We start from the raw sequence: 25138 nt of genomic DNA on the forward strand, positions 1-25138 counted from the left end.
TGGACTACTCGAAGACCCGACTATCACCTTCCAGCCGTTCGATATCCTCCGCGATGGATCGGACGTCTTCGGGAAACAGCGCGATCTGTATCTCGCTCCCCTCGTCGTCTTCGAAGACGAGTTTCACGCGTTTGTCCCCGAACTCCCGCGCTTCAGCCCGGTCGACGTCGAACAGCTTCGCCGTCGCGGTCTTGTTCGAGGGGCCGACGTTCTTGATTGCGCCGTCTTTCAGTTCGAGCAGAAAATCGTCCAGTTGTAGCGTGAGCATAGTCGTCGTTCGCGGGGTACACTGAAAAATGGCGACCCCACGATACATCTCCGTCCTGAACCGATCGGGAGCAACTGCCGACGGGCACGTCCCACTCGGGACCGGACAGGGGCAAGGTGGAAACGAGCGGACGAACGTACCGGTTACCGGTACGTTGCTCCCTCTCCGTGACATAGAGTATCAGTCAACTTGGTTATCATTAAGTGGATGAAGAGAGTACGTTCCGGTGCACCATGGAGCTCACCTGGCACGGTCACTCGACCTGGCGCATCGTCGTCGGAGATACGGACCTGTTGATCGACCCGTTCTTCGATAACCCGAAGACAGATCTCGACCCTACGGACATAGACTCCCCCGACTACGTACTTCTCACGCACGGGCACGACGATCACGTCGCCGATGTCGGGGCGTTCGAGGACGCGACCGTCGTCGGAAACCCGGAAGTAACCGGTCACGTGGTCAGCGAGCACGGGATCGATGAGGACGCCGTGATCGGGATGAACCTCGGCGGGACGGTCGAACTCGGGGACGCCTACGTGACGATGCATCGTGCCGACCACTCGAACGGCGTGGGGTCGGGCTTCGAGACGCCCAGCGCCGGAATGCCAGCGGGTTACGTCATCAGCGACACGAAGCCGACGCAGGTCGCTGACGACGAGAGCACGACCTTCTACCACGCGGGCGACACCGGGCTGATGACCGAGATGCGAGACGTGATTGCGCCGTATCTCGAACCTGACGCCGCGGCGGTCCCGGTTGGCGATCACTTTACGATGGGGCCGATGCAGGCCGCAATCGCGGTGGACTGGCTGGACGTCGACCACGCGTTCCCGATGCACTACGACTCGTTCCCGCCGATCGAGATCGACACGGACGACTTCGTCCGCGAGGTGAAGGGCACTGGCAGCGACGCTGACGTGCACGTGCTGGACGGCGACGAGAGCTTCGAGCTACCGTCGTAGCTTTCACCATCCGCTTTCCGATTGAACAACCCTTACAACGGCGGGCGTTGAAATGTGAGGTGCTATGGCCAAAGAAGTACACAGCACCTCGACCGAGGGCTTTTCGACGCAGAACAAGATTCGAGAGTTCGAGACGACCATCGACGCCACCGGCGAGGACGCGCCGGACACGCTCGAAACACTGCTCGCCACGTATAGCGCGTGTTTCGTCCCGGCGCTCCGCGTCGGCTCCGAACAGCGTGGCGGCGGCGACCTCGGTGAGATCGAGATCGCAGTGACGGGTGAACTGAACGACGACGACAAGCTCGAATCGATTTCGTTCGACGTCACCACTGAGGCCGACCTCGACGACGAGACCGCAGCACAGGTCAACGAGCGCGCTCAGGAACTCTGTAAGGTCCACGACGCGCTCAAAGAGAGCCTGCACGCAGACGTCACGCTCAACAGCTGATCGGTCCGCACCGTTTTTCCACAGATGTAATAGGCCCGTCAGTCCTACAACCGATATGAGCAACAGCGACTGGACCGACAGGATCGTCGGCGCACGCATGAAAGTCGATCAGGAGTTCTCGGAGCAGGTACAGGCGTCCGAGTTTTCCAGTCAGGAGTGGGGCATGATCATGACCGCAGTGGAACTGGAGATCGAGAACCCTGGCACTCCGGAGGAGGCTCGTGTCGTGGCAAACACGGAGAACGTCCCGCAGGTGATGCCCGCGCTTGACGACGTGCGCGATCAGATGGGCGCAATGGGCGGCGCGCCGGGCGGATCGTCGGGGGGCGGCGGGGGTGGCGGCATCATCGACAGCATACTGGGTGTGTTCGGGATGGGCGGTGACGGCGGTGGGGACGCCGAGCGTATCGAAGCCGCCGAGAACCTCGCTCAGGAATATGCAGAGCAACTGCAGTCTCATCTCGAATCACAGGGGCAGTGGGAGACTGCATGCAATGCGGCAGCGAGAGCGTCTGAGTAGCTCGAACTCCGTGGTTCTCACCTTCTGAAAACACACCCCGTTATTTGATGGGTCTTGCCTGAGAACCCAGAACTGGAGGCAACAATAATGGCCACGCAACCATCGGAACGGACGCTCGAAACGGAAATGTTCGGTCGAAACGTGACCTACGAGTACTCGGAGACGTGGGTGGGCTACTCGATGCTCTCCCTGCGACTCGTGATGGCGTGGGTATTCCTTCAGGCAGGGATCGCAAAGTGGGCAGATGGTGGCTTCGGCGAGCCGCTCGCGTGGAGTTCGGAGGGGTTCCTGAGAGGGATGGACTCGGCGAACCCGCTGAGCGGAATGTTCACCGCATTCGCTGACTTCGCCTGGCTGTTCGACCCGCTCGTGATCTTCGGACAGGTGCTCATCGGACTTGCACTCCTGTTCGGCGTCTTCGTCCGCTTTGCGGCAATGATGGGTGCGATCCAGATGTTCATGTTCTGGACCGCAGCGTGGGAGGGCGGACTCATGGCCGGGTTCCCGGTCCAGAACGGGTACTTCATCGACAGCTCCTTTGTCTACATGCTCTTGCTGTTCGGCCTCGGCGCGTTCGGCGCTGGCCGGATCCTTGGCCTCGATTCCAAACTTGAACAGACCGAGATCGTCCAGCAGAACCCGTGGCTGCGCTACCTGCTCGGTTAAGCCGATCGAGTCGGCACCACTACTCAGTTTTGAACAGCGTCATTTCTTCCGCCTGATAGATGTTGATCAGTTCGTTGATCAGCTCGTCGTAGGACTCGTCTTCAACCTGCAGGTTGTCGAGCCGTTCGATAGTTTTCTCGTCGAGTTCGATGTCAGGCATATCTGTTAGTTCTACTCGAACGCGCTTAATCAGCGGGGCCCATCACCAGAACGCCCTCTCTCAGTTGCCGATCTGCTCCCGGACGGGCCGAAATTCGTCAAAGCGGACGTTCGTCCAGTGGCACCGTCAAAAAATACAGCTCGCGGTTTCAGGCTGATTCCCCGTTCACCTAGAGCCGCTCGACGATCGCAGCGGTGACCTCCTCGGTCGACCCGTCGCCGCCGAGATCCGGGGTTCGCGGCCCCTCGTCCAGCACGGCTTCGGTCGCTTCGCGGACGCGGTCGCCAGCCTCGCCGTAGCCGAGGTGATCGAGCATCATCGCCGCCGAAAGGATCATCGCGGTCGGATTGGCGACCCCTTCGCCGGCGATATCCGGCGCGGAGCCGTGGACCGGTTCGAACAGGGCATTCTCCGCGCCGACGTTCGCGCTCGGGAGGAGTCCGAGGCCGCCGACGAGTCCGGCGGCGAGATCCGAGAGCATGTCGCCCGCGAGGTTCGGACAGATGACGACGCCGTAGTCCTCCGGATGCGTGATCAGATGCATCGCCAGCGCGTCCATCAGCGCAGTGTTGTACTCCGCGTCACGCTCGGCCGCGACTGCTTCAGCGGTCTCGAGAAAGAGGCCATCGGTCTCGCGCATGACGTTTGCCTTGTGGGCGATCGTCACGTCGTCGTAGCCGTTCGTCTCGGCGTACTCGAAGCCGAACTCGGCGATATCCCGTGAGGCGTCCTCGGTAATGACGCGTGTCAGCGTCGTCACGCCGTCGGCGATTTCGCTTTCGATCCCCGAGTAGACGCCCTCGGTGTTCTCACGAATGAAGACGAGGTCCGTATCGGGCTGGACGGCGTCGAGACCCGGATACGAGACGGCGGGGCGGACGTTTGCGAAGGAGCCGACGACCTCACGCAGCGGAAGGATCACGTCGGCGGCGGTCTCGCCCGCTGCACCGAACAGCGTCGCATCGGCACCGCGTGCGAGTTCGCGCGTGTCCTGTGGCAGTGCCTCGCCAGTTTCGGCTTTCGTTGCGTCGCCCGCATCCCCCTCGACGAAGTCGAACTCGATGTCGAGGGCGTCGAGCACCTCGACTGCCGCAGGGGTCACTTCCTGTCCGATTCCGTCGCCCGGGATCACGGCGATCCGATGTGTCATTATCGCCTCAGACGCCGCGGGGGTAAGAAAGAGATTCGATTCGGCAGCGCTGTCCCACCTCAACTGTTAACCGCTTCGGCGACACACCTTCTTGATATGCACGCTGCCGGAGTCGGTCGTCGTCGGTTACCGTCGCTCCAGAGGCCACCGCCCTGTAAATCGAGGTGGCCCTGACGTGTCGGTCGCCTTCTGGGCGCTCGTCGGCCTGGGGACGCTCACCTGCCTGTTTATGGCCTGGGCGCTTGGCGCGAACAGCAACTCGCCACCGTTTGCCCCGGCGATCGGCGCGAACGCCATCTCGACGATGCGTGCCGCCTTTCTCATCGGTATTCTCGCGGCGCTTGGCGCGCTCACACAGGGCGGCGCGATCTCCGAGACCGTCGGCCAGAACCTGATCCTGAACACGCCGATCACCGCACTCGCGGCGATTTCCGGGCTCATCACTGCCGCAGGGTTCATGATCTTCGGCGTCTACTCCGGCTATCCGGTACCCGCGGCGTTCGCCACGACCGGTGCGATGGTGGGTGTCGGTCTCTCGCTCGGGGGAGACCCCGCCGTCGACACCTATCGCGAGCTCGCGACGTTCTGGCTGCTCGTCCCCCCGACGTCCGGCGGCATGGCCTATCTCACTGCCAAGCTGCTCCGGCGGGACGATATCCCCGATACGGTCGGCGTGCCGCTGCTCGCTGGTATCGTCGGCGGGATCCTCGCGAACATCCGGCTGGGCGTGATACCGTCGCCACCGGAAATCGACCAGAGCTCCGTCGCCGAGCTCGTCTCCCGGACCCTTGGCGAGCCCCACGTGGCCGGGATCGATATCGCCGTCGTTCTCGTCACGCTCGCCTTCGCTGTCGGCGGCTTCACGTACATCCGCAGGCGGACGATGGCCTCGGTCGACGACGGGATCAGAACCTTTCTGCTCGTGCTGGGAAGCGTCGTCGCCTTCTCCAGTGGGGGCAGTCAGGTCGGGCTGGCGACCGGCCCCCTCGAAAACCTCTTTGGCGTCGAGCTGGGACTGCCGGGGATCGTACTGCTCGCGATCGGTGCAACGGGGATCATCGCCGGTGCATGGATGGGCGCACCGCGGTTGCTGCAGGCAACCTCCCGGGAGTATGCACAACTCGGGGCTCGGCGGTCGATTGCCGCGCTCGTCCCCGGCTTCGTCATCGCCCAGATCGCAATCGCGCTTGGCATCCCCATCTCGTTTAACAACATCATCATCTCCGGTGTGATCGGCGGAGGACTCGCCGCTGGCTCGGCTGGCGTCTCGCGCAGAAAGATCGGCGTCACACTGGCGTTCTGGCTGATCACGCTCTCGACATCGATCGTCATCGGCTTCGGGCTGTATCAACTGCTCTCGACCGTGCTGGGGATCCGGTAACTACCTGATCACGGTCACGGAGACCGGAGCTTCCGCCACGACTTTCGTCGCAACCGTCCCGAGGAGTCGTTTCGCGATCCGATTCGCATCGCCGCCGTGCCCGCCCATGACGACCTGATCGATGTCACGGTCCTCGGCAACGTCGAGGATCACGTCCGCCGGATCACCAGTCTCGATCATGATGTCGACCGTTCGATCCGCGGCGTCTGCCCGACGTTCCGCTTTCTCGATCACCAGCGCGGCGTGCTCGCGGGCGGCATCGATGCGCTCGTCATCAGCGCCAAGAATACCACCCTCGCTCATCGGTGCGTCGAGCGGCAGGATGACGTTCACAACCGTAATCGGACACTCGAAGGTGTCCAGCGCGTGTTCGAGCGCGTCGTCGGCAAGCGGCGAGCTGTCCAGCGGGACGAGGACGTGTGAAGGTGCCACAGATGATCTTCGACTGGTGGGGTTTTGTATCTCACGGCGACCGGTCCGGCGGGACAAAGAAGCGGGACAAAAACGCAATTACTGCGGGTGGTCGATCAGTCTTCGGTCTCGATGACGTCGATCGCGCCGTACATCCCTTCAGCGGTGTGGGGTTCACAGTAGTATAGCTGAATCCCGTCGTCGTCAAAGGACTGATCGAAAGTCGTCCCGTCTTCGGCAACGACATCACCGCTGTTGAAGTCCGATGCGGAATCCTCGTCGGAGACGACGTTGTGCGCACCACCCTCCCAGACCCATTCGACAGTCGTGCCCGCGTCGATCCGGATCGCCGCTGGTTCGAAGACGTTGGTGTCAGTCAGTGAGACTGTCACCTGCTCCTCGCCTGTCGCGTCGACCATCGTCCCATCGTAGTTAGGCGCGTCCTGTAGATACTCCTCGATCGCCACAGGGACCTCGTCGATCTCGCCGATAGATCCGTCGTCACCGTTTTCTGTTCCGTTCTCGTCGTCGCTATCGTCGACCTCCACGGCTCCGTTGTCGTCATCGTCTCCGGCACAGCCGGCCAGGGCAGTGAGGGCGACGGTTCCACTCGCAGCGATAAATCGACGGCGGCTCTGTTGGTTCGACATGCACCGCGAGGTTGGTTTCTACAGTCAAAAGCACAGTGGTATAGTCATATTGATATGTGTTGATTGATGCTGCACAATAGACACAGCTACTCTCTCCGTCAGCAACTCAGAAAAACGAATCTACGGCGGTTTTAGCTGAACCGAGGCGCTAAGCCCCCTTCCTCAAGGAGCGACCGAAGGGAGCGAGTAGGGAGGGGATACAGCGCCGCACGAGTAGCAAACACGTTCAACGCTCGGCCCACAGGCCCACGCAATCGCAACTCTTATTTGTGTAGTTTGTGTATTATGTGGTGTGGCAACGCGCAAGAACATCTCTATCCGCGACGACCAAGCCGAGTGGATTCAGGAAAACCACCTGAACCTTTCCTCGTTCGTTCAAGAAAAATTGGATGAACTAATCGAGGAGCGAGAGTAACGGATGTACTACGCTTACAAGTACCGTCTCAAACCGTCCGACGCCCACCGCGAGGAGTTGGACCGCCACCGAGACATTTGTAGGCAACTGTACAACCACACGCTCTACCGCCTCAACGAGTACCAAGATGAACACGGCGAACTGCCGTCCATGACCGCCCTGCGGTCGGAACTTCCCGACCTCAAGAAGTGGTGGGACGGCCTCTCGGACGTGTACTCGAAGGTCCTCCAAACCGTCGTGGAACGCCTGTTCGACAACCTCAAAGGACTCTCGGCGCTCAAGAAGAACGGCTACGGCGTCGGTCAACTCAAGTGGAAGTCGCCACGGGAGTTCCGCAGTTTCACGTACAGTCAGTCTGGCTTCAAGCTCGACAAGAAGGGCGGTCAGACTGTGCTGTCACTCTCGAAACTCGGAAACATACCGATTCGACTCCACCGCGCCATCCCCGACGACGCGACGCTCAAACAGGTCACGGTTAAGAAGGAACCGACGGGCGAGTGGTTCGCCACCTTCGGCGTCGAAATGGACCGCGAACCACCCGAACCGCCTGAGAACCCCGAGAAATACGTCGGTATCGACGTAGGAATTCTCAAGTACGCCCACGACACCGACGGGACGGCGGTCGGGTCGCTCGACCTCACCGACGAGCGCGAACGCTTGGAACGCGAACAGCGGTCCCTCTCACGGAAGGAACACGGGTCGAACAACTGGGAGAAGCAACGGCGACGGGTCGCGGAGTGTCACGCCGACCTTCGACGGAAGCGCCGCGACTTCCTCCACAAGCTCTCGGCGTACTACGCCCGAGAGTACGACTTCGTGGCGGTCGAAGACTTGAACGTGAAGAGGATGCTCGAATCACCGTCGAACAGTCGCAACAGGGCGTCGGCGGCGTGGCGAACGTTCCTCTCGTTGCTCGAATACAAGTGTGAGCGCGAGGGGACGCACTTCGTCGCGGTCAACCCGGGAGGGACGACCAAGGAGTGCGCGGCGTGCGGCGTTTCGACGGAGAAGCCGTTGTGGGTCCGTGAACATTCCTGTCCCGCCTGCGGGTTTGAGGCGGACAGGGACGCGAACGCGGTCGTCAGACTACGTCTGACGGGCAGCAAAATCGCTCGCGATTTTGCGACGGCGTGGAACATTCTTTCTCGCGGCCTCGAAGACATAGGAGTGGGATACTCCGAATCAACGCCTGTGGAGACTGCGCTCCCTGTGGATACGCCTGTATCTGCAAAGCGCGTCGTAGAATCAGGAAGCCCTACCCTCAAGGAGCGAACGGCGTCAGCCGTGAGCGAGTAGGGTAGGGTAGTTCACTCGTCCGATTCGACGTAGGGAAGCCCGTCAACGGTCGCCTCGACCTTGCTCATGTTCGAGTACATCAGCGCGGTCGTGTCCCAGATCCCGTCGACGAGCGCTTCTTGCATCGAGCTGTCAATATCGACATCCACAGTGGTCTCGCCGTAGGTGACGGTCTCGTCCTCGACGTCGATCTCGACGTCGCCGTCCGGGTGCTCGCGGATCCACTCCTGGAGCGCGGTCACGGTCTCTTTGTCCGCCGTCGCGGCGGGGATGCCAAGGGACTTGCAGTTGTCCGCGAAGATCTCCGCGAACGTCTCGCCGACGACGCCGTCGACGCCCCAGCGCATCATGGCCTGGGGGGCGTGCTCGCGGGAGGAGCCACAGCCGAAGTTCTTGTTGACGACCGCGATGTTGGCTCCCTCGTACTCGTTGAGCGGGTGATCGTTGAACCCGCCGTCGTCGTCCCGCCGCGCGTCATAAAAGAGGTAATCGGCCATGTTGTCGAACGTGACCTCCTTCATGAACCGCGCGGGCAGGATCTGGTCAGTGTCGATGTCGTCACCGGGAATCGGGACGCCGGTGCCCGAAACTTCGGTGATGTGGTTCTCACCCGACATCAGTCTGCCACCTCCTCGACGTCGTCGGCAGCAACCACGTCTGACGGTCCGTCGTCCAGGAACCGTCGGGCATCGGTAACTTCACCCTCTACCGCCGCTGCGGCGACCATCGCGGGACTCATGAGGACGGTCTTGCCGTCCTTGTCACCCTGCCGACCGATGAAGTTCCGGTTCGAGGATGAGGCACAGACCTCACCCGCTTCGAGCTTGTCGTCGTTCATCGCCAGACACATCGAACAGCCGGCACGTCGCCACTCCCAGCCGGCCTCGATGAACGTCTGGTCGATGCCGCGAGCCTCACACTCCTTGCGGACCGTCTCCGATCCGGGAACTGCGAGCGCCCAGACGTCGTCGGGGACCTGCTGGCCCTCGATGATGTCGGCGGCGACCTCGAAGTCCGAGACGCGACCGTTCGTACAGGTACCAAGGAAGGCGACATCGACGTCGTAGCCGAGCATCGACTCGCCAGGGGAGAGCTCCATGTGATCGAGCGCCTGTTCGGCGGCCTCCTGTTCTGTCTGGGTGGGTAGATCCGAGGGAGCCGGAATCGGCTCGGATACCTCGATGACCTGTCCGGGGTTGATCCCCCAGGTGACCAGCGGGTCGATGTCGTCGACGTTGATCGTGACGACATCGTCGTACTCGGCGTCGTCGTCGCTTTTGATCGACTCCCAGTACTCGACGAGCTCGTCAAACGCCTCGCCCTCGGGGACGTACTCGCGACCGCGCAGGTACTCGTAGGTGGTCTCGTCGGGGTTGATATAGCCCGCACGAGCGCCGCCCTCGATCGACATGTTACAGATCGCGAGCCGACCCTCCATGCCGAGTTCCTCGATAGCGGGGCCACCGTACTCGTAGACGTGGCCGACACCGCCGTCGACGCCCAGTTCCTGAATGATCTTCATGATCACGTCTTTGGCGTAGACGCCGTCGCCGAGGCTCCCCTCGATCTCGATGCGGCGGACTTTCTGTTTGTCGGCGGCGATACAGCCGGTCGCGAGTACGTCGCGGATCTGGCTGGTGCCGATACCGACGCCGATCGAGCCGAATGCTCCGTGAGTCGCCGTGTGGCTGTCCCCGCAGGCAACGGTCATTCCGGGCTGGCTCAGCCCCAGCTCTGGCGCGACGACGTGAGTAATGCCCTGTTTCCCCGAGTCGAAGTCGAAGAAAGTGATACCGTTTTCGCTGGTGTTTTTCTCCAGAGCGCCCAGCATCTCCTCGGATTTCTCGTCTTCGAGGGGGCGTTTGCGTTTGTCCGCCTCGGTCGGGGCGATGTGGTCGGTCGTTGCGAACGTGCGGTCGGGGTACGCGACGTTGAGGTCCCGTTCGCGCAACATGCCAAACGCCTGTGGGCTCGTCACTTCGTGGACGAGATGCAGCCCGATGAACAGCTGATCCTGCCCGTTCGGCAGCTCCGTTACCTTGTGTTTCTCCCAGACTTTGTCGTACAGTGTTCCATCACTCATTATATACGTCCTCGTCGTTCGCGGCTACGTCAGACTGCCGGTTCCCGCCCCGCTCGAAGGCGGGGGCCGCTCCCTCGCCCTGCGGCGGGACGTGATCGACGTCCGCCATTCGTTCGTCGTGCTGTTCGTCCTGTCCACCGTCGGTGACGACCGTTGGGCCGCGCTCGAACGAGCGGGCCGCGCTGGTGTCCCCGAACGGGTGGGTGTGATCGACGTCTCGCATGTTCTCAGTCATCTGCTGGCGCTTCCGCTTTTTCCTCCTCCCACGCGAACAGTTCGCGCAGGCTGCCGCCGACGTCCTCGATCTCGTGTCCTTCCTCGGCGGCGCGCAGTTGTTTGTAGCTCGGTCGGTTCGTCTGGTTTTCGGTGATCCACTCGCGGGCGAACTCGCCGTTTTGAACCTCTTCGAGGACCTCCTCCATTCCCTCGCGGGCGTACTCCTCGTCGACGACGTACTCGCCGCGGGTGAGCCCGCCGTACTCGGCAGTGTCGGAGACGGAGTTCCACATCCCCATCAGCCCGCCCTCGTAGATGAGATCGACGATGAGCTTCATCTCGTTCATGCACTCGAAGTACGCCATCTCGGGGGAGTAGCCGGCGTCGACGAGCGTCTCGTAGCCCATCTTCATCAGCTCGGTGACGCCGCCACAGAGGACGGCCTGCTCCCCGAACAGGTCGGTTTCGACCTCCTCCTGGAACGAGGTCTCGATGACGCCCGCTCGCGTGCAGCCGATCGCCTCGGCGTAGGCAAGCGACTGGTCTTTGGCGTCGCCGGTTGCGTCCTGATACACCGCGATCAGGCCCGGGACGCCCTCGCCGCGCTGGTAGGTACGGCGCACGAGGTGGCCCGGCGATTTCGGCGCGACCATCGTCACGTCGACGTCCTCCGGCGGTCGGATCTGCCCGTAGTGGATGTTGAAGCCGTGAGCGAACTGCAGGGTGTCACCGGCATCCAGTCCGTCCTCGATCGCCTCGTACACTGCGGGCTGGATCGTGTCGGGGACGAGCATCTGGACGATGTCGGCCTCGGCGGCGGCGACGTCGGGCGTCTCGACACGTAGCCCCTCGCTTTCGGCCTCGGGCCACGAGGAGGAATCCTCGCGCAGGCCGACGATCACGTCGACGCCGCTGTCGTGCAGGTTGAGCGCGTGAGCGTGGCCCTGGCTCCCGTAGCCGAGAACGGCGACCGTCTTGTCTTCGATGTACGTGCTATCCGCGTCTTCGTCCCGATATACTGTCGTTGTAAATTCGTCTGCCATTGTAACTCTCAGTTGTCAGTCGTCGGCCGGCACTTCTTTGCTTTCCGGTTCTGCGATCTGCGGTCCGTCGGGCGCGGTCCGTTCTGCGCCACGGGTCAGAGCCGCTGTCCCGGTGCGGACGATCTCCACGATTCCGAACTGCTCGAACGCGTCGATCGCCGCGTCGATCTTCTGCTCGCTCCCCGTGATTTCGACGGTGACGGTCTCCCGCCCGGCGTCGACGGCCTGCCCACCGTACATCTCCGCCAGCGACTGGACCTGATCGGGGTGGCTGCCCTCGACCTTGATCAGGGCCAGATCGCGCCGGGTCGCGTCGGCCGGCAGCTCGGTCACGGAGACGACCGGCACCAGCTTCTGCAGCTGCTTTTTCGCCTGCTCGATGCCCGGCCCGGACTCCTCGATGACGAGCGTGATCCGGGCGCGGTCCTCGTCCGTCGTCGCACCGACGGTCAGGCTCTCGATGTTGAACTGTCGGCGGCTAAACAGTGAGGCGACGTTCGCGAGCACGCCCGGCTCGTGAGCGACCAGCGCGGAGAGTACCGCCTGCTGCGTGTCGGGCTCGGCCTCGGCGTCCGGGTCGATCCGGATCCCCTGGGCGTTGCGTCGTCGCGACGTCTCCGGTCGTTCGCTCGGATGCGGTCCCTCCAGTGCCTTGGAATCGATGTCGTCGCTCATTGTTAGATGTCATCCAGCTGGCTTGCGTTCAGTGCGAACTTCCCGTTGTTGCCGCCGCTTGGAACCATCGGGTAGACGTTCGCCTGCGGGTCGATGCGGAAGTCGATGACAGTCGGGCCGTCGTACTCCATCGCGGCCTCGACAGCGTCTGCGACCTCGTCGTAGTTCTCGACCGCCTCGCCGTGGGCACCGAAGGCCTCGGCGAGCTTGTCGAATTCGGGACACCAGCCGTACTCCGAGGCGGCGTGTCGCCCCTCGAAGAAGGCGTCCTGCCACTGGCGAACCATCCCGATGTACTCGTTGTTCAACACGGCGACGGTGATGTCCATGTTCTCGCGGACGGCGACAGAGAGCTCCTGCATCGTCATCAGGAACGACCCATCGCCCTCGAAACAGATGACCTCCTGGTCGTCGTCGGCCGCGACGCGTGCGCCGATCGCCGCGGGCAGGCCATAGCCCATCGTCCCCAGCCCGTTCGAGCTGACGAACGTGCGCGGTTCCAGCCAGTCCCAGTACTGCCAGGCCCACATCTGGTGCTGGCCGACGCCGGTGGTGACGATCGCGCGATCGCTCGTGGCCTCGTCCAGCGCCTCGACGACGAACTCCGGCTGGAGCGCGCGGTCCTCGGGGACCGGGTAGTCCATCGGATACTCCGCCTTCCACGTCTGGCACTGGTCGCGCCACTCGTCGGCGTCGGGCGCGTGCTCGATCTCGGCGTCGAGCTGCTCGATCACCGTGCCCGCGTCGCCGATCAGCGGGTAGTCCGCGTGGACGTTCTTGCTGATCTCGGCGGGATCGATATCGACGTGGACGACCTCGGCGTCGGGCGCGAACGTCTCGATGCCGCCGGTCAGCCGGTCGTCGAAGCGCGTCCCGATGCCGATCAGCAGGCTGGAGTGGTGCATCGCCATGTTGGCGAAGCCGGTCCCGTGCATTCCAGCACCTTCCATCGATAGCTCGTGGTCCTCCGGGAACGCACCGGTACCCGGCATCGTCGTGACGACCGGAATCTCGTACTCCGTCGCGAACTCGTACAGTTCATCCGAGGCCTCACTTCGGATGACGCCACCACCCGCGAGAATTGTGGGGCGTTCGGCGGCTTCGATCGCGCGTGCGGCTTCAGCGATGCTGTCCGGCTCGGCGTGTTCGGTGTACTGGTACGTGTCCGGCACCGTCGCTTCGCCCGGTTCGGTGTCGGTCTCGCCCAGCGTGATATCCTTGGGCAGGTCGACCAGGGTCGGACCGGGTCGTCCCTCCCGGGAGAGGGCAAGCGCCGAACCGACGTCGTCGCCGACAGTGTCGGAGTCGTCAGCGAAGATGTTGTGTTTCGTGATCGGGTCGGTCACCCCGGTCGTATCCGTCTCCTGAAAGGCGTCGTTGCCGACGAAGTTCGTCGGGACCTGCCCGGTCAGGGCGACGAACGGATCCGAATCCATCGAGGCGTCCGCGATGCCCGTGATGAGGTTCGTCGCGCCGGGCCCGGAGGTTGCCAGACAGACGCCGGGGTCGTTTGCGACGACGCCGTAGGCGTCTGCGGCGTGGGCCGCACCCTGCTCGTGAGCCATCGTGACGTGGGTGAGCTGGTCGGAGCTGTACAGCGCATCGTAGACGGGCATGATTGCGCCGCCCTGAACGCCAAAGAGGTGTTCGACGCCGTCGTTTTCGAGCGCCCGGACGACCGCCTCCGCGCCCGTGGTGACGGGTTGCTGGTCCGTTTCGCCGTCTTCCTCCTCGTCGAACTCCGCGGCGTGTGCCGGTTCGCTCATGCACGATCACCTGTCGGTCGTGCTGTGGTGGTTGGCTGGCGATACTGTCGTCGTGGGTGTCGGGATCGATACATGGTTCGAGCGGTGACTGTGTGATCTACGAGCGATGCGGGCCGGGTCGAAAACTGTGGTAGTGGTGGGGCTAGAAGGCCCCTACGATCACACCGAGAAGACGTCGGACGGACCGGGCGCTGGTGGCCTCGGGCGCACCAGTCGTGGCGGTCCGTGTCATCAGTACGTTGGTGATGCTCTTCGTATACATAATTCTTGTGAGTCGCCGAGCACTGATCGGTCAGCGACTGCTCGGGGTTGTCACTACCGGCGAACCCGGACGTGGCCATCAGGCGCGGACCTCCTCGGTGCGCTTGATGCCCTGCTCGCGGGCGAACTCCTTCAGCATCTCCATCGTCACACGTTCCTTCTCCGCACCGCGGTCTTTCACCTGACGTGTGAGCGCCCGGACCTCCTCGTCGGTCGGCGCGAAGCCGGCGTCTTCCAGCCGTTCGCGGACGGAGTGGTTGCCGGTGTGTTTGCCCAGCACCAGTTTGCGGTGTGCGCCGACCATCTCGGGAGTCATGACGCCCGGCTCGAACGTATCGGAGTTCTCGATGACGCCTGCGGCGTGGATGCCGCTCTCGTGGGAGAAGGCGTTCTCGCCGACGACGGGCTTGTTGCCCGGTACGTCGATGCCGCTTTTCTCCTCGACCAGCTGTGAGAGCTCGGTGATACGGGTCGTGTCGATCCCAGTGTCGACCTGATAGACCGACTCGATCGCCATCACGAACTCCTCGTAGGCCGCGTTGCCAGCGCGCTCGCCGATCGAGTTGACCGACACCTGGGCCTGTTTCGCGCCCGCCTCGATGCCCGAGAGGGCGTTGGCGGTCGCCAGCCCGAAGTCGTCGTGAGTGTGGACGTCGACGTTCGCGTCGGTGTGGTCCACGACCGTTCGGATCAGGTCGTAAAAGCGGCGCGGCGTCGCGACGCCACAGGTATCGGGGATGTTGATCCAGTCGGTTCCGGCCTCGGTTACCTCCTCGATTACCTCGATCAGGTAGTCCTCGTCGGTGCGGGTCGCATCCATCGGCGAGTACATGCAGATCGCGCCTGCATCCTTCACTCGCTCGACGGCTGCGACCGAACGCTCTACTACTTCCTCGCGGGTCGCGTGCATCGAATCCTCGATCTGGACGTCGCTCGTCGAGGAGAACACGTGGACCATCTCGACGCCGCTGTCGAGGGCGGCCTCGATGTCCTTGTCGACGACCCGGGCCAGGCCACAGGTCGTCGTTGCTGTGTTCTCGGCGATGTCACGCACCGCCTCGAACTCCGCGTCGGAGTTGACGGGGAACCCGGCCTCGATGACGTGGGTGCCCATCTCGTCCAGCACCGCCGCTATCTCGCGTTTGTCTTCGTACGAGAACGACGTGCGGGGTGACTGTTCTCCGTCGCGGAGTGTGGTATCGAAAACGCGTGCTGACTCAATTTCGTCAGTGGAATCTAACGTGCCCTGGAAGAACTCGACCCCCCTGACTGGTGTCAGAGGACGAATCCATGGACGCTTGGTCGGACATGGTACCTCAATGAATCACGTCTTCACATATAAGCGTGTCGTTCGTTCGCCCACTCACACCCACGAGGCGGGACGCAAATATTACAATTCCACAGTTGGCCCCCGCCCCGTCGAACTGAGAAGGTTTTTTCTCGGGGGGGTGCCTCGGGTGGGACATGTCCGATTTCAACCTCGATCTCCGGTCGGTCGAAGACCACCTCGAGGACGAAGAAGACGGCGAGAGCTTCGAGGGCCGTGTTGTGCTGGGCGTGCTTGATGGGACAACTGATCCCGCGGAGTGGCTCCAGACCGTGCTGGGGGGGAACGTCCTCGTACTCAATGTGGATGGCGACGTGAACGAACTGGCTGCTGGCTTCGCACGGGAAGTGCGCGACGAGGACGGGGAACTCGTCCACTTCCGGGGCTTTCTGATCGTCACGCCGCCCGGCGTCGATATCGATCGGGAACGACTGTAGCTCAGTCTTTCCGCACGCCCATCTGTAGTTGATCCGTTCCGTACGCCCGGCTATAGCTAATCCGTTCCGTACGCCCGGTTGAACCGGCTTTCGGAGAGCAAGAGGTCTTCCATTGCGGGCATGTGTTTGACGTTGAAGACGACTTTCGTGTCCTCGGTCACCGGCGTCGTGATACAGGACAGTCGGATTCCTCGGTCGATCATCTCCTGAGTGAGAACGTGGCTCGTCGGAATCGGAACCTCACCGTCGATCACCGCGACGGCGCAGTTCGAGCAGGCCCCGCCACGACAGGCGAATGGCCACGCCAGCCCGGCGTTCTCGGCGGCTTCGAGCAACGTCTCCCGTTCCTCGACAGTGATTTCGCCGTAGTCTGCGTTCCCCAGATTCGCGTCGGCCGCCTTCTCGAAGAGGTCCTCGTCGTCGAGGCTCCAGCCGTGCTCGTCCAGTCGCTCGTAGTTGAGAAACTCAACCCGATACTGCGGACGTTTTTCCGTCTCTTCGACAGGGTCGCTCCCCTCGTGAACGGAGACGGGACTGACCTTGCCCGCCTCGATCCGCTCGTAGGCAGTCTTGACGGCCTGGAACGCGCGAGCGGAGCCGCCATGATCGGGATGGGTCTCCTTGACCCGTTCCCGGTAGGCCTCCAGTAGTTCCTCCTCGTCCGCGTCGCGGGCGACGCCGAGGATGTCGTACGGGGATGCCACGGACGCGGCTAGCGGCCCGGCATATATATTCCCTACTTTTGACCCGTCGTTCGCCGGTACCGGACGTCCAGCGGTAGCGGGCTAGGCTGGTACGGGCCCTGAACACGCTCAGTTGACTGATTTCGACAGTTCTGCCCCGGCCTTGAATTTGACATCCCTTCCGGTGCCAGAAGCGTTGGCCAGGTGAACGAGCGGGGCGTCCAGCCCCAGTGCGCTCCTCGTGATAACTGGGGTATTCTCCCCTTCGTGTTCACCGTGGATCTTGACATTCATGGCGTTGAGGCCCCGCCGTCCGTCCCCGGACTGGAGGACCTCCGGGATACCGTCACCGTCGAGGTCCCTGACGATCATCCCCGAGCCCTGCTCGCTCCGATCCCGGGAGAACTGCTCGACGATGCGGTCGTCGAGATCTCCGCTCTCGACGTCCGCTGCGGTCACACTTGCGATCTCGGTGGGTCCCTCGTCGAACAGGTGGGTCACCGAATCCTCGTAGAGCGCGCCCTCGTCGAGCGTCCACCCGCCGGCGAAGATGACCTGATCGTCGTGGAGACACCGCCGGACCCAGAAGAGCCCGGGCAACGGACACGGACAGTCCTCGGGCGTGACGGTCACGGGACAGACCAGCGTCTGACTCGCCGGGTCGGCGTCCGAACGACGCTGGCCCCAGCAGTACACCTGTCCATCCTCCGCGGCGCGGTTCTGCCCCCAGCAGTGTATGCCAGCCTCGTTCAGGCTCCGTGCCTCGCGGAGGGTGCCGTCAGCGGCGACGAAGACGCATTTGCCGTCGGCGTCGGCCGACGCCGGTGCACCGCTGACGACCGCGCCGCCCTCGATGCTATGGCCAACGATCGCCCGGTTTTCGGTCCGGTAGGAGTCGAGCTCCGCCGTAAGAACGGAGCCACAGGAGATGTCGTGATGTAACGAGATCGGGCCGTCTAGCTGGATGCAGCCCTCGTCGTCGTAGCTGATGCCACTGCTGCCGTACTGGTCGTGGAACGGTGGCCGGAGACCATCAGGCTCGTGGGAGGCAACACAGTACGCGAGCACTCGGTCGGGTGTGAGTTCCTCGGCCAGCGAGCCGCGGTCGCCCGGCAGGCTGGCATCCGGGAGACAGACGGTAAACCGCTCGCCAACCGTCGGTTCGTCCCGCATGTACTCGATGATATCGAGGAACCGTGGTCGGCTCGGATACCGCTCGACTAGCTCGTCGTCCAGTCCGTCGATGTCGGCCAGGATGATCTCCTCGACGCCCGCGAGTTCTCTCAGTGCGGTACTCCAGCGGTCTTCGTCGACCGCATCGCTGGCTCGCCGAACGGCCTTTGTCCGGTGATCCGAGTGCGCCCGGACGGTCTCACAGATGCCCGTACCACAGCTGTCGAGTGCCGGTCGCAGATCGGTCTCGGTGGTGTCGATAAACGCATCCAGCGCGCGGTTGGCATCGGCACCCTCGCGTCGCTCCACGCAACGTTGTGCGTCCGTGAGATGGACCAACAACGCCAGTTCGGCGTCGAGGATATCCACGAGGATGTCCCCGTCGTCGTCATCGTCGAGCTCGTCGTCGGGACCGGCCCACCAGTCGGTTCTCCGTTTGTTCGAGCGCACGGAGTTGTAGTCATTGGCCTTCATCACTCCGCCGATCGACCAGCCTTCGAGTTCGATCTCCCGCCCCTCGGCCCGTGCCGTCGCCGGTACTGAACGGACCTCACCCGGGCCGGTACGGACAACCGCCCGTTCGTGGCCGTTGCGGCTGTCGGAGATCGCGGGAGCACTGAACAACTGAACCCCGTCTTCGGTTCCGTAGCTACCGGCGAGACTGCCAGACGAGTCCGCCGACTCCCGTCCGGGATAGAAGGCTGCCGGTGCGGAGACCGTCGTTCCGAGCACCTGCTCGCTGGCACGGCCCACCAGCCCATCGAGCGCAGAACAGCCTGCCAATCCACTGAGGCCGACCGCTCCGCTCGCAGCGAGAAACGCCCGCCTCGTCACGCCGAACTCGTCGGTACTGCCGGTCTCTTCTCCCGCCCCGTTCGATGTACTATTCATATCACACATATTATGGTCGTATGAGAATATAAAGTTTCGCATAGTTAACTAACGATGAAAATATAGTATAATCCCGACATCTATGCGGTATGGGCCCTCACATAAGTGATATTACTGAACACAGGATCCAGTGCATGATGTATATTTGATGATCATATTTACTTTATATTTGATAAAACTGGTCACAGAATCCGGAATGGCTCACTTCGAAAACTGTAGTAAAATACTTCAGTAATTGTAGTGGTAGCGACCCGGGGGCGACGGCAGGGTTTATCGGCGTCGACGCCCCAGTACTCGACAGACAGATGCCTATCAAATCGAGCGGCGAGGCAGTGCTAGAGAAGACGATTGAGTGGGACGGCGGGATGAGCTGGATCGCCCATCCCGAGGAGGGGATGGAACGCGCCAGCCACGCGGTCGTCGTCAACGAGGGGGTCTGGCTCGTCGATCCGGTCGACGCCGAGAGGCTGGACGACGCCATCGCGGAGTACGGCCCGGTGGCGGGCGTGGTCGTCCTGCTGGACCGGCACAAACGCGATAGTGCCGCGATCGCACGACGTCACGACGTCCCCGTGTACGTCCACGAGTCGATGGACGATGTAGCCGGGGAACTCGACGCCGACATCGAGCGTTTCGGCGACACCCTGCCGGGCACGCCCTTCTCGGTCATCCCGGTCGTCGACAACCGCTTTTGGAAGGAGGTCGCGCTGTACGACGCCGACAGCGGCACGCTCGTGGTCGCTGAATCCTTTGGTCGCGCGAGCTACTTCCTCACCGCTGACGAGCGCATCGGCGTCCACCCGATGCGTCGGGGGACGCCGCCCCGCGACGCCTTCGAGAACGTTGCGGCCGAACGGATCCTTGTCGGCCATGGGACACCGTTGCTGGAGAATGCGACGCGGGCGATGCGGGACGCGCTCGCGGGGTCACGAAAGCGGATGCCACGGCTCTACCTCTCGGCCGCCCGGTCGCTGTTGCCGTTCTGAACGATACTGTTAACATCCACACCTCTCAAATCCAACACAGTGAGCCGTGATAGACCGGTATTCGTGACTGAGGGGCTGGTAGACGCGTTACTGGAGTACGCTGCCCAGGAGGATCCGGAGTCGTTGAGCATGGCACTCTCGATAACTCCCGCGGGCGACCTCGAGGGGGCCGACGACCTCGACCCCGACACGCCCGTCTTCACGGATCTGTACGTCCCACAGCAGGATCGGTCGGTAAACGCCGTCTTCGGTATGGACTTTACCATCCCACCCCGCCAGACGCAGGGCCGGTTTCTCTCACATCCCGACGGGACGGCCGATGTGACACGCGAGGACGATCTGCACGAGGTGATCCTCGTCGCCGTCCCACCCTGGGAGCGAGACGACGTGCGGGCGTTCAACCGCTCGGGCAAGCAACTATCGCTCGACGTACTCGACGCCGTCCCGCCCGCTGACCCCTTCGAGGACGACTACTCCAGGTAGCCCAGATCGCTCAACTGTTCGGCGATCTCCTCGAACTCGGCCTCGGTCAGTTCGCCGCCTTGCTGGTGCTGGATGACGATGCTCCGGAGCATGAATCGCACGAGGTCGCTGGTACTCGAAAAGCTCGTTCCTTCGATCGTCTCGTCGACCCGGTCCGCGAGATCCTTCGGGATCGAAACAGTAGTGTACTCGGTCATGTTCGGGGGTTGGTGGGCAGGCCGATAGACCTTGCGACCGATACTGTTTCCCAGGGCTGGCAAGCACAGGGTTGATTTGGGGGGACCGATCTGTGTTAGATATGGCAGCCCGCCCACCGAGTAACGGCAGTGAGGAACCCGACGCCATCGAGTTCGGCATCGCGGCGGTCGACGCCCGTCTCGGCGAGACCGACCTGACGTTTCCGGCGACCGACGACGAGATCGTCGACGCGATCCGGAACGACTCCATCCCGTTTAACAGTCACGGCTTCACCGTCGACCTCCGGACGGCACTCGAGGAAACGGGCCGATCCGAGTTCGACTCCGAACAGGACCTGCTCAACGCGCTGTATCCGGTGTTCGAGGAGCGTCGAAATTCGACGTCGGTCGGCTTGCTCGCGCAGATTCGGGACATGCTTCCCTTCTAGTCGTCCTCCGCAATACGCTCGATCCGGCGGCGCTGCTCACGGTGGAGCGTGAGGATCATGTCCGAGAGGACGCCGAACATCACGATCTGGACGCCCAGCAGGATGGTAAACGCCGACAGGAGCGCGAGGACCTCGTGGCTCACGCCCTCGAAGAACCAGCGATAGCCGACGTACCCAGCAAGTGCCACCCCAACCATCCCGCTCGCCAAACCGATCGAGCCGTAGTACAGCATCGGGTTGTTGAGTTTTGCAAGCCGATATAGCGTGAGCAGAATCACTCCGCCGTCCCGGAGTGGGTGCAGGTTCGTCTCCGACCCGTCGGGTCGTGGCTCGTAGCCGATCGGTACTACCTCGATGTCGATGCCCTGTCGTACACACTCGACTGCCAACTCGGTCTCGATCCCGAATCCGTTCGCCGAGAGGTCGAGCTGCCGGACCGAGTCGGCAGTGAACGCCCGATACCCGCTGAGTACGTCGGTGAGGTTTCGGTGATGGACCACAGCGAACGTCCGGTTGATCAGCCGGTTGCCGAATCGGTTGAGTCGCGTCATCGCGCCCGGCTCCATATCGGCAAAGCGGTTGCCGATGACGTGTTCCGCCCGCCCGTCCCGGAGCGGTTCAAGCATCGCCGCCGCCTCTTCCGGCTGATAGGTTCCGTCACCATCGAGCATCAGCACGTACTCGGTTTCGATCCGGTCGAGTGCCTCCATCACCGCCTGTCCTTTTCCTCGACCGCTCTGTTCGAGGACGTCCGCCCCGCGCTCGCGTGCGATCGCTTGCGTCCCATCGGTCGACCCGCCGTCGATCACAAGGATCGTCTCGTAGCCGTTCGCCCGGAACCCGTCGATCACATCGCCGATCGTTGCGGCTTCGTCGAGGGTCGGGATCAACACACAGACGTCCTCGGGCATCGTTACCGGATGCTCGCCACGGCCGCAAAAACCTTGCTGGTCGTCGCACATCTCGGGCCGAGCCCCCACGCCAAGGTATTCAAACCAGTACGCGGAGATACAACCGTGAGTTCGACACATCGGTCCGAGAATAGCCAAGTGGATCAGCCCTCCGTAAGCGGGGTGAGAACGCCGTGAAAGCGGTGGTTCTCGCCGCGGGAGAAGGAACACGGATGCGACCACTGACCGCGACTCGACCGAAACCGATGGTTCCTGTCGCGGGCAAGCCGCTGGTCGAGCACGTGCTCGACATCGCTGCGGAGTACGTCGACGGCTACGTCCTCGTCGTCGGCTACAAAGAGGAATCGATCCGTTCGTATCTCGGCGACGAACACCTCGGAAAGCCGATCGAGTACGTTCGACAGGAAGAACAACGCGGGACGGCGCATGCGATCGGACAGGCCGAACCATACGTCGACGAGCGATTCCTGGCGCTCAACGGCGACGTAATGCTCGACGACGGTCTCGTTGCGAAGTTAGCTGGTGCAGAGGCAAACGCCATTGCGACGATGCGCGTCGACGATCCGACCGCCTACGGCGTGATATCGCGGGACGGTGATCGGGTGACCGGCATCGTCGAGAAGCCGAAAGATCCGCCTTCGACCCTCGCCAATCTCGGTCTCTACGCCTTCGAGCCGGAGATCTTCGAGTACATCGACCGGACCGGCCGGAGCGAGCGCGGCGAGTACGAGATTACCGATTCAATCGAGATGTCCATCGACGACGGTCGAACTGTCGTCGCCGTCGAACACACCGGAACGTGGCTCGACGTCGGCCGGCCGTGGGAGGTTCTCGACGCCAACGAACATCTCCTCGAACACTGTTCACGCCGGATCAACGGCGACGTCGAGGACGGCGCGACGGTCAACGGCGATGTGGTGATCGAGGAGGGCGCACGCGTCCGGTCCGGGGCCTATCTGGACGGCCCCGTGCTCGTCCAGTCGGGGGCGGACGTCGGGCCGAACGCCTACGTCCGGGGATCCACGGTGGTCGGCCGGAACGCCCGGGTCGGCAACGGCGTCGAGATCAAAAACTCGATCCTGCTCGACGGTGCGAGCGTGGGCCACCTCTCCTACGTCGGCGACTCGGTTATCGGTGCCGACGCGAACCTGGGTGCTGGAACCATCGTCGCCAACCTCCGCCACGACGATCAGCCAGTCAAGATGGCCGTCAAGGGCGAACAGGTCGACACCGGTCGCCGAAAACTCGGTGTCGTCCTCGCCGACGGCGTCAAAACCGGGATCAACACGAGCCTCAACGCGGGCACGAAACTCGGCGTCGGCGCGATGACCCGACCCGGCGAGTCGGTGATGTCGGATCGGGGAGACGGGCTGTAGGTGCTACTGGATATCGGCGCGCTCGAAGTAGACGACTGCGGCAGCGAGCAGTGCGCCAGCGCCGACAAGTAGTCCGAGCAGCGACACGAGTGGCGGGACGTGACCCGCAAGCGGTACCGACGCCTCCATCCCGCCGACGAGCGGGTCGACGCCGGTTCCGGCCGTATCGTAGACGCCAGTTGCCGATCCCAGGGCAGACTGCGTTGTGGGACTGAACTCCACGCCGAGTGCTTCGAGGAGGAAAACGAACGCGTTCCCGAAGTGGTAGTTCAGATCGACGAAGTACAGCCGGTAGTCGACGTAGATCGTTGCTCCCGCGAGTAGCCGGACAGGAATAAACGCGAAAAAGACGACGGGAATCAACAGCGTCGCAAGTACCGTCCCCATCCGGCTCCCCGTCAGGACGGCGAGCGCGGTTCCGACTGCCCCTGTCACGAAGCCGACGAACAGCGCGTAAACGAGGATTCCCGGGACGAGTGCCCAGACGCCGCCGCCCAGTGCCATCGGGCTGACAGCAGCGAGATCGGCCCCCAGGAAGTGAAAGACGAGCACCGCGCTCAGCAGAATCCCTGCAAGCATCGTGAGAACGGTAAAGAGGAAGATTGCGGCGAACTTCCCGCCCAGGACTTCCCAGCGTCGGATCGGCTTGCTCAGCAGGATCCGGAGCGTCCCAGTCTGGGACTCCTTTGCGATGCCGTTTGCCGCCAGCACGCTCACCAGCACCATCATCGGGATTCCGACGCCCCAGAGGAAGGCCAGCTGGCTGAACGCCGCCGCAAGCTCCTGTTCCTGGACGTGGAGGGGCATCGTCGCCAGTTCGTCGGGTGCGGCCTGTGTTACTCCGATCGCAAGGAACGCGCCCACCCCCGCGTAGACGACCAGAAAGCCCAGCAAGTACAGCGGATTCGAGAAGTCATCGAGGGACTTGCGCATGACGACCACGCCTCCAGCGATCATTCCGCCTCACCTCCAGCCATGATGTCGGCAAAGGCCTCCTCGAGGCTGCCCTCCTCGGAGAGCCCTTCGAGCAGGATCCCCTCCTCGGCCAGCAGCGTTTGCAGTTCGCTTTTGAACTCGTCGGGCTGGTCGGTCGCAACCATGATCGCATCGCCCTCGATACGGACCTCGGAGATCCACTCGCGTCCCTCGATCAGCGCGACGACACGCTCGTCGTCGGAGGTCTCGACCGAGAACGCCTGACCGCCGTACTCCGACTGGATGGCCGAAACGTCGTTCGTCTCGACGAGCTGTCCGTCCCGGAGGATACTCACGGTGTCGATGAACTGTTCCAGCTCCGCGAGGACGTGGCTGCTGACGAACACCGTAATTCCCTCCTCAGTCAACTCCTCGAGCGACTCGATGATGATCCGACGACCCGTCGGGTCGAGCTCGGCGGTCGGCTCGTCGAGGATCAGCAGCTCCGGCTCGTGGATCATCGCCTGTGCCAGGCTGAGTCGGCGTCGCATCCCGCCGCTGAACCCACTGATCGTCTGGTCCGCCGCGTCGGCCAGGTCGAGCCAGTCGAGCAGTTCGTCCGCCCGTTCGTTCGCCCGAGAGCCCATCCCTGCGGTCTTTCCCATGTAGACCAGATACCGTTTTGCCGTCATCGATTCGTGGAACGCCGGCTCCTGGGGAGCGTAGCCGATCTTTTCTTTGGCTGCGATCGTCCCGGCTTTCTCGCCATCGATGTAGGCCTCTCCCTCTGTCGGCCTGAGCAGTCCAACAAGCATCTGCATGGCTGTCGTCTTCCCCGCCCCGTTCGGGCCGACGAAGCCGTGGAGACTCCCTTCTTCGACCGCGAGATCCATCCCGTCGACTGCCCGTACGTCACCGAACGTTTTCGTGAGGTTCGTCGTTTCGATCATCATGGTA

Annotated in this window: 30 protein-coding genes; 12 read left to right on the forward strand and 18 right to left on the reverse strand. The window is 62.9% G+C overall.

Annotated features, from left to right (window positions below; all coding sequences use genetic code 11):
• Positions 1 to 4: 4 nt before the first annotated feature.
• The gene (locus AArcSt11_RS05495; protein ID WP_250595303.1) at positions 5 to 268 is read right to left on the reverse strand and encodes a hypothetical protein; all 264 of its coding nucleotides are present in this window, start codon (positions 266 to 268) and stop codon (positions 5 to 7) included.
• Positions 269 to 501: 233 nt separating this feature from the next.
• Between AArcSt11_RS05495 and AArcSt11_RS05500 the strand changes: the two genes are divergently transcribed.
• The 4 genes from AArcSt11_RS05500 to AArcSt11_RS05515 all read left to right on the forward strand — a co-directional run bounded on the left by AArcSt11_RS05500 (position 502) and on the right by AArcSt11_RS05515 (position 2867).
• Complete coding sequence (locus AArcSt11_RS05500; protein ID WP_250595305.1) at positions 502 to 1230, forward strand: metal-dependent hydrolase; 729 nt, start codon at positions 502 to 504, stop codon at positions 1228 to 1230.
• Positions 1231 to 1294: 64 nt separating this feature from the next.
• Positions 1295 to 1681, forward strand: coding sequence for an OsmC family protein (locus AArcSt11_RS05505; RefSeq protein WP_250595307.1), 387 nt, complete (start codon positions 1295 to 1297; stop codon positions 1679 to 1681).
• Between the two features lie 55 nt (positions 1682 to 1736).
• Positions 1737 to 2201 (forward strand): DUF5799 family protein, encoded by a 465-nt coding sequence (locus tag AArcSt11_RS05510; protein WP_250595309.1) that lies wholly within the window; start codon positions 1737 to 1739, stop codon positions 2199 to 2201.
• Positions 2202 to 2288: 87 nt separating this feature from the next.
• Positions 2289 to 2867 (forward strand): DoxX family protein, encoded by a 579-nt coding sequence (locus AArcSt11_RS05515; protein WP_250595311.1) that lies wholly within the window; start codon positions 2289 to 2291, stop codon positions 2865 to 2867.
• A gap of 19 nt (positions 2868 to 2886) precedes the next feature.
• On the opposite strand, the gene AArcSt11_RS05520 is transcribed toward AArcSt11_RS05515, so the two are convergent.
• Entirely contained in the window at positions 2887 to 3027 is a 141-nt protein-coding gene (locus AArcSt11_RS05520; protein WP_250595313.1) for a DUF7557 family protein, read from the reverse strand.
• 169 nt (positions 3028 to 3196) lie between these two features.
• Positions 3197 to 4177, reverse strand: coding sequence for an isocitrate/isopropylmalate dehydrogenase family protein (locus tag AArcSt11_RS05525; RefSeq protein ID WP_250595315.1), 981 nt, complete (start codon positions 4175 to 4177; stop codon positions 3197 to 3199).
• Between the two features lie 229 nt (positions 4178 to 4406).
• Between AArcSt11_RS05525 and AArcSt11_RS05530 the strand changes: the two genes are divergently transcribed.
• Positions 4407 to 5558 (forward strand): inorganic phosphate transporter, encoded by a 1152-nt coding sequence (locus tag AArcSt11_RS05530; RefSeq protein WP_250595751.1) that lies wholly within the window; start codon positions 4407 to 4409, stop codon positions 5556 to 5558.
• Here the strand turns inward: AArcSt11_RS05530 and AArcSt11_RS05535 are convergent, their stop codons facing one another.
• Positions 5559 to 5990 (reverse strand): universal stress protein, encoded by a 432-nt coding sequence (locus AArcSt11_RS05535; protein WP_250595317.1) that lies wholly within the window; start codon positions 5988 to 5990, stop codon positions 5559 to 5561.
• 95 nt (positions 5991 to 6085) lie between these two features.
• On the reverse strand, positions 6086 to 6619 hold the full coding sequence (locus AArcSt11_RS05540) for a halocyanin domain-containing protein (protein WP_250595320.1): 534 nt from the start codon (positions 6617 to 6619) through the stop codon (positions 6086 to 6088).
• 292 nt (positions 6620 to 6911) lie between these two features.
• Between AArcSt11_RS05540 and AArcSt11_RS16935 the strand changes: the two genes are divergently transcribed.
• Positions 6912 to 7034: a hypothetical protein gene (locus AArcSt11_RS16935; protein WP_259371239.1), complete on the forward strand. Its 123-nt coding sequence runs from the start codon at positions 6912 to 6914 to the stop codon at positions 7032 to 7034.
• A gap of 3 nt (positions 7035 to 7037) precedes the next feature.
• Positions 7038 to 8330 carry an RNA-guided endonuclease InsQ/TnpB family protein gene (locus AArcSt11_RS05545; RefSeq protein WP_250595321.1) on the forward strand — a complete coding sequence of 431 codons (1293 nt, stop codon included), beginning with the start codon at positions 7038 to 7040 and terminating at the stop codon, positions 8328 to 8330.
• Between the two features lie 11 nt (positions 8331 to 8341).
• Here the strand turns inward: AArcSt11_RS05545 and AArcSt11_RS05550 are convergent, their stop codons facing one another.
• The 7 genes from AArcSt11_RS05550 to AArcSt11_RS05580 form a co-directional block, all read right to left on the reverse strand.
• Positions 8342 to 8947, reverse strand: a complete 606-nt coding sequence (locus AArcSt11_RS05550) for a 3-isopropylmalate dehydratase small subunit (RefSeq protein WP_250595322.1) — start codon at positions 8945 to 8947, stop codon at positions 8342 to 8344.
• Positions 8947 to 10413, reverse strand: a complete 1467-nt coding sequence (leuC, locus tag AArcSt11_RS05555) for a 3-isopropylmalate dehydratase large subunit (protein WP_250595323.1) — start codon at positions 10411 to 10413, stop codon at positions 8947 to 8949. Before leuC ends, AArcSt11_RS05550 begins: the two co-directional genes overlap by 1 nt.
• The gene (locus AArcSt11_RS05560; protein ID WP_250595324.1) at positions 10406 to 10648 is read right to left on the reverse strand and encodes a DUF7989 family protein; all 243 of its coding nucleotides are present in this window, start codon (positions 10646 to 10648) and stop codon (positions 10406 to 10408) included. The genes leuC and AArcSt11_RS05560 overlap by 8 nt, the downstream gene beginning before the upstream one ends.
• Complete coding sequence (gene ilvC, locus AArcSt11_RS05565) at positions 10641 to 11672, reverse strand: ketol-acid reductoisomerase (protein WP_250595325.1); 1032 nt, start codon at positions 11670 to 11672, stop codon at positions 10641 to 10643. The genes AArcSt11_RS05560 and ilvC overlap by 8 nt, the downstream gene beginning before the upstream one ends.
• A gap of 15 nt (positions 11673 to 11687) precedes the next feature.
• Entirely contained in the window at positions 11688 to 12347 is a 660-nt protein-coding gene (gene ilvN / locus AArcSt11_RS05570) for an acetolactate synthase small subunit (RefSeq protein ID WP_250595326.1), read from the reverse strand.
• A gap of 2 nt (positions 12348 to 12349) precedes the next feature.
• Positions 12350 to 14113 carry a biosynthetic-type acetolactate synthase large subunit gene (gene ilvB, locus AArcSt11_RS05575; protein ID WP_250595327.1) on the reverse strand — a complete coding sequence of 588 codons (1764 nt, stop codon included), beginning with the start codon at positions 14111 to 14113 and terminating at the stop codon, positions 12350 to 12352.
• 340 nt (positions 14114 to 14453) lie between these two features.
• The gene (locus AArcSt11_RS05580; protein ID WP_250595753.1) at positions 14454 to 15695 is read right to left on the reverse strand and encodes a LeuA family protein; all 1242 of its coding nucleotides are present in this window, start codon (positions 15693 to 15695) and stop codon (positions 14454 to 14456) included.
• A gap of 143 nt (positions 15696 to 15838) precedes the next feature.
• Between AArcSt11_RS05580 and AArcSt11_RS05585 the strand changes: the two genes are divergently transcribed.
• Positions 15839 to 16138 (forward strand): DUF5779 family protein, encoded by a 300-nt coding sequence (locus AArcSt11_RS05585; RefSeq protein ID WP_250595328.1) that lies wholly within the window; start codon positions 15839 to 15841, stop codon positions 16136 to 16138.
• A 56-nt stretch (positions 16139 to 16194) separates the two neighbouring features.
• Here AArcSt11_RS05585 and fer read toward each other — a convergent pair whose 3' ends face one another.
• Positions 16195 to 16842, reverse strand: a complete 648-nt coding sequence (fer, locus tag AArcSt11_RS05590; protein ID WP_250595329.1) for a ferredoxin Fer — start codon at positions 16840 to 16842, stop codon at positions 16195 to 16197.
• Positions 16843 to 16950: 108 nt separating this feature from the next.
• On the reverse strand, positions 16951 to 18885 hold the full coding sequence (locus tag AArcSt11_RS05595; RefSeq protein WP_250595330.1) for a BRCT domain-containing protein: 1935 nt from the start codon (positions 18883 to 18885) through the stop codon (positions 16951 to 16953).
• Positions 18886 to 19190: 305 nt separating this feature from the next.
• Between AArcSt11_RS05595 and AArcSt11_RS05600 the strand changes: the two genes are divergently transcribed.
• Positions 19191 to 19871 (forward strand): hypothetical protein, encoded by a 681-nt coding sequence (locus tag AArcSt11_RS05600; RefSeq protein WP_250595331.1) that lies wholly within the window; start codon positions 19191 to 19193, stop codon positions 19869 to 19871.
• Between the two features lie 39 nt (positions 19872 to 19910).
• Entirely contained in the window at positions 19911 to 20354 is a 444-nt protein-coding gene (locus tag AArcSt11_RS05605; protein ID WP_250595332.1) for a JAB/MPN domain protein-containing protein, read from the forward strand.
• Here the strand turns inward: AArcSt11_RS05605 and AArcSt11_RS05610 are convergent.
• Positions 20342 to 20551 (reverse strand): ribbon-helix-helix domain-containing protein, encoded by a 210-nt coding sequence (locus AArcSt11_RS05610; RefSeq protein ID WP_250595334.1) that lies wholly within the window; start codon positions 20549 to 20551, stop codon positions 20342 to 20344. The two genes, AArcSt11_RS05605 and AArcSt11_RS05610, sit on opposite strands and share 13 nt — an antisense overlap.
• 101 nt (positions 20552 to 20652) lie before the next feature.
• Here AArcSt11_RS05610 and AArcSt11_RS05615 point away from each other — a divergent pair, with 101 nt between their 5' ends.
• Positions 20653 to 20979: a hypothetical protein gene (locus AArcSt11_RS05615; protein WP_250595336.1), complete on the forward strand. Its 327-nt coding sequence runs from the start codon at positions 20653 to 20655 to the stop codon at positions 20977 to 20979.
• Here the strand turns inward: AArcSt11_RS05615 and aglJ are convergent.
• Positions 20976 to 21890 carry an S-layer glycoprotein N-glycosyltransferase AglJ gene (gene aglJ / locus AArcSt11_RS05620; RefSeq protein ID WP_250595338.1) on the reverse strand — a complete coding sequence of 305 codons (915 nt, stop codon included), beginning with the start codon at positions 21888 to 21890 and terminating at the stop codon, positions 20976 to 20978. The genes AArcSt11_RS05615 and aglJ overlap by 4 nt on opposite strands.
• A 173-nt stretch (positions 21891 to 22063) precedes the next feature.
• On the opposite strand from aglJ, the gene glmU reads away from it, so the two are divergent.
• Positions 22064 to 23266 carry a bifunctional sugar-1-phosphate nucleotidylyltransferase/acetyltransferase gene (gene glmU, locus AArcSt11_RS05625; protein ID WP_250595340.1) on the forward strand — a complete coding sequence of 401 codons (1203 nt, stop codon included), beginning with the start codon at positions 22064 to 22066 and terminating at the stop codon, positions 23264 to 23266.
• Positions 23267 to 23269: 3 nt separating this feature from the next.
• Here glmU and AArcSt11_RS05630 read toward each other — a convergent pair whose 3' ends face one another.
• Both AArcSt11_RS05630 and AArcSt11_RS05635 read right to left on the reverse strand, forming a co-directional pair.
• Positions 23270 to 24223, reverse strand: a complete 954-nt coding sequence (locus tag AArcSt11_RS05630; protein ID WP_250595342.1) for an ABC transporter permease — start codon at positions 24221 to 24223, stop codon at positions 23270 to 23272.
• Positions 24220 to 25134, reverse strand: coding sequence for an ABC transporter ATP-binding protein (locus AArcSt11_RS05635; protein ID WP_250595344.1), 915 nt, complete (start codon positions 25132 to 25134; stop codon positions 24220 to 24222). The genes AArcSt11_RS05630 and AArcSt11_RS05635 overlap by 4 nt, the downstream gene beginning before the upstream one ends.
• Between the last annotated feature and the right edge of the window lie 4 nt (positions 25135 to 25138).

The organism is Natranaeroarchaeum aerophilus (genome assembly GCF_023638055.1).
In the GTDB taxonomy this organism is placed as follows: domain Archaea; phylum Halobacteriota; class Halobacteria; order Halobacteriales; family Natronoarchaeaceae; genus Natranaeroarchaeum; species Natranaeroarchaeum aerophilum.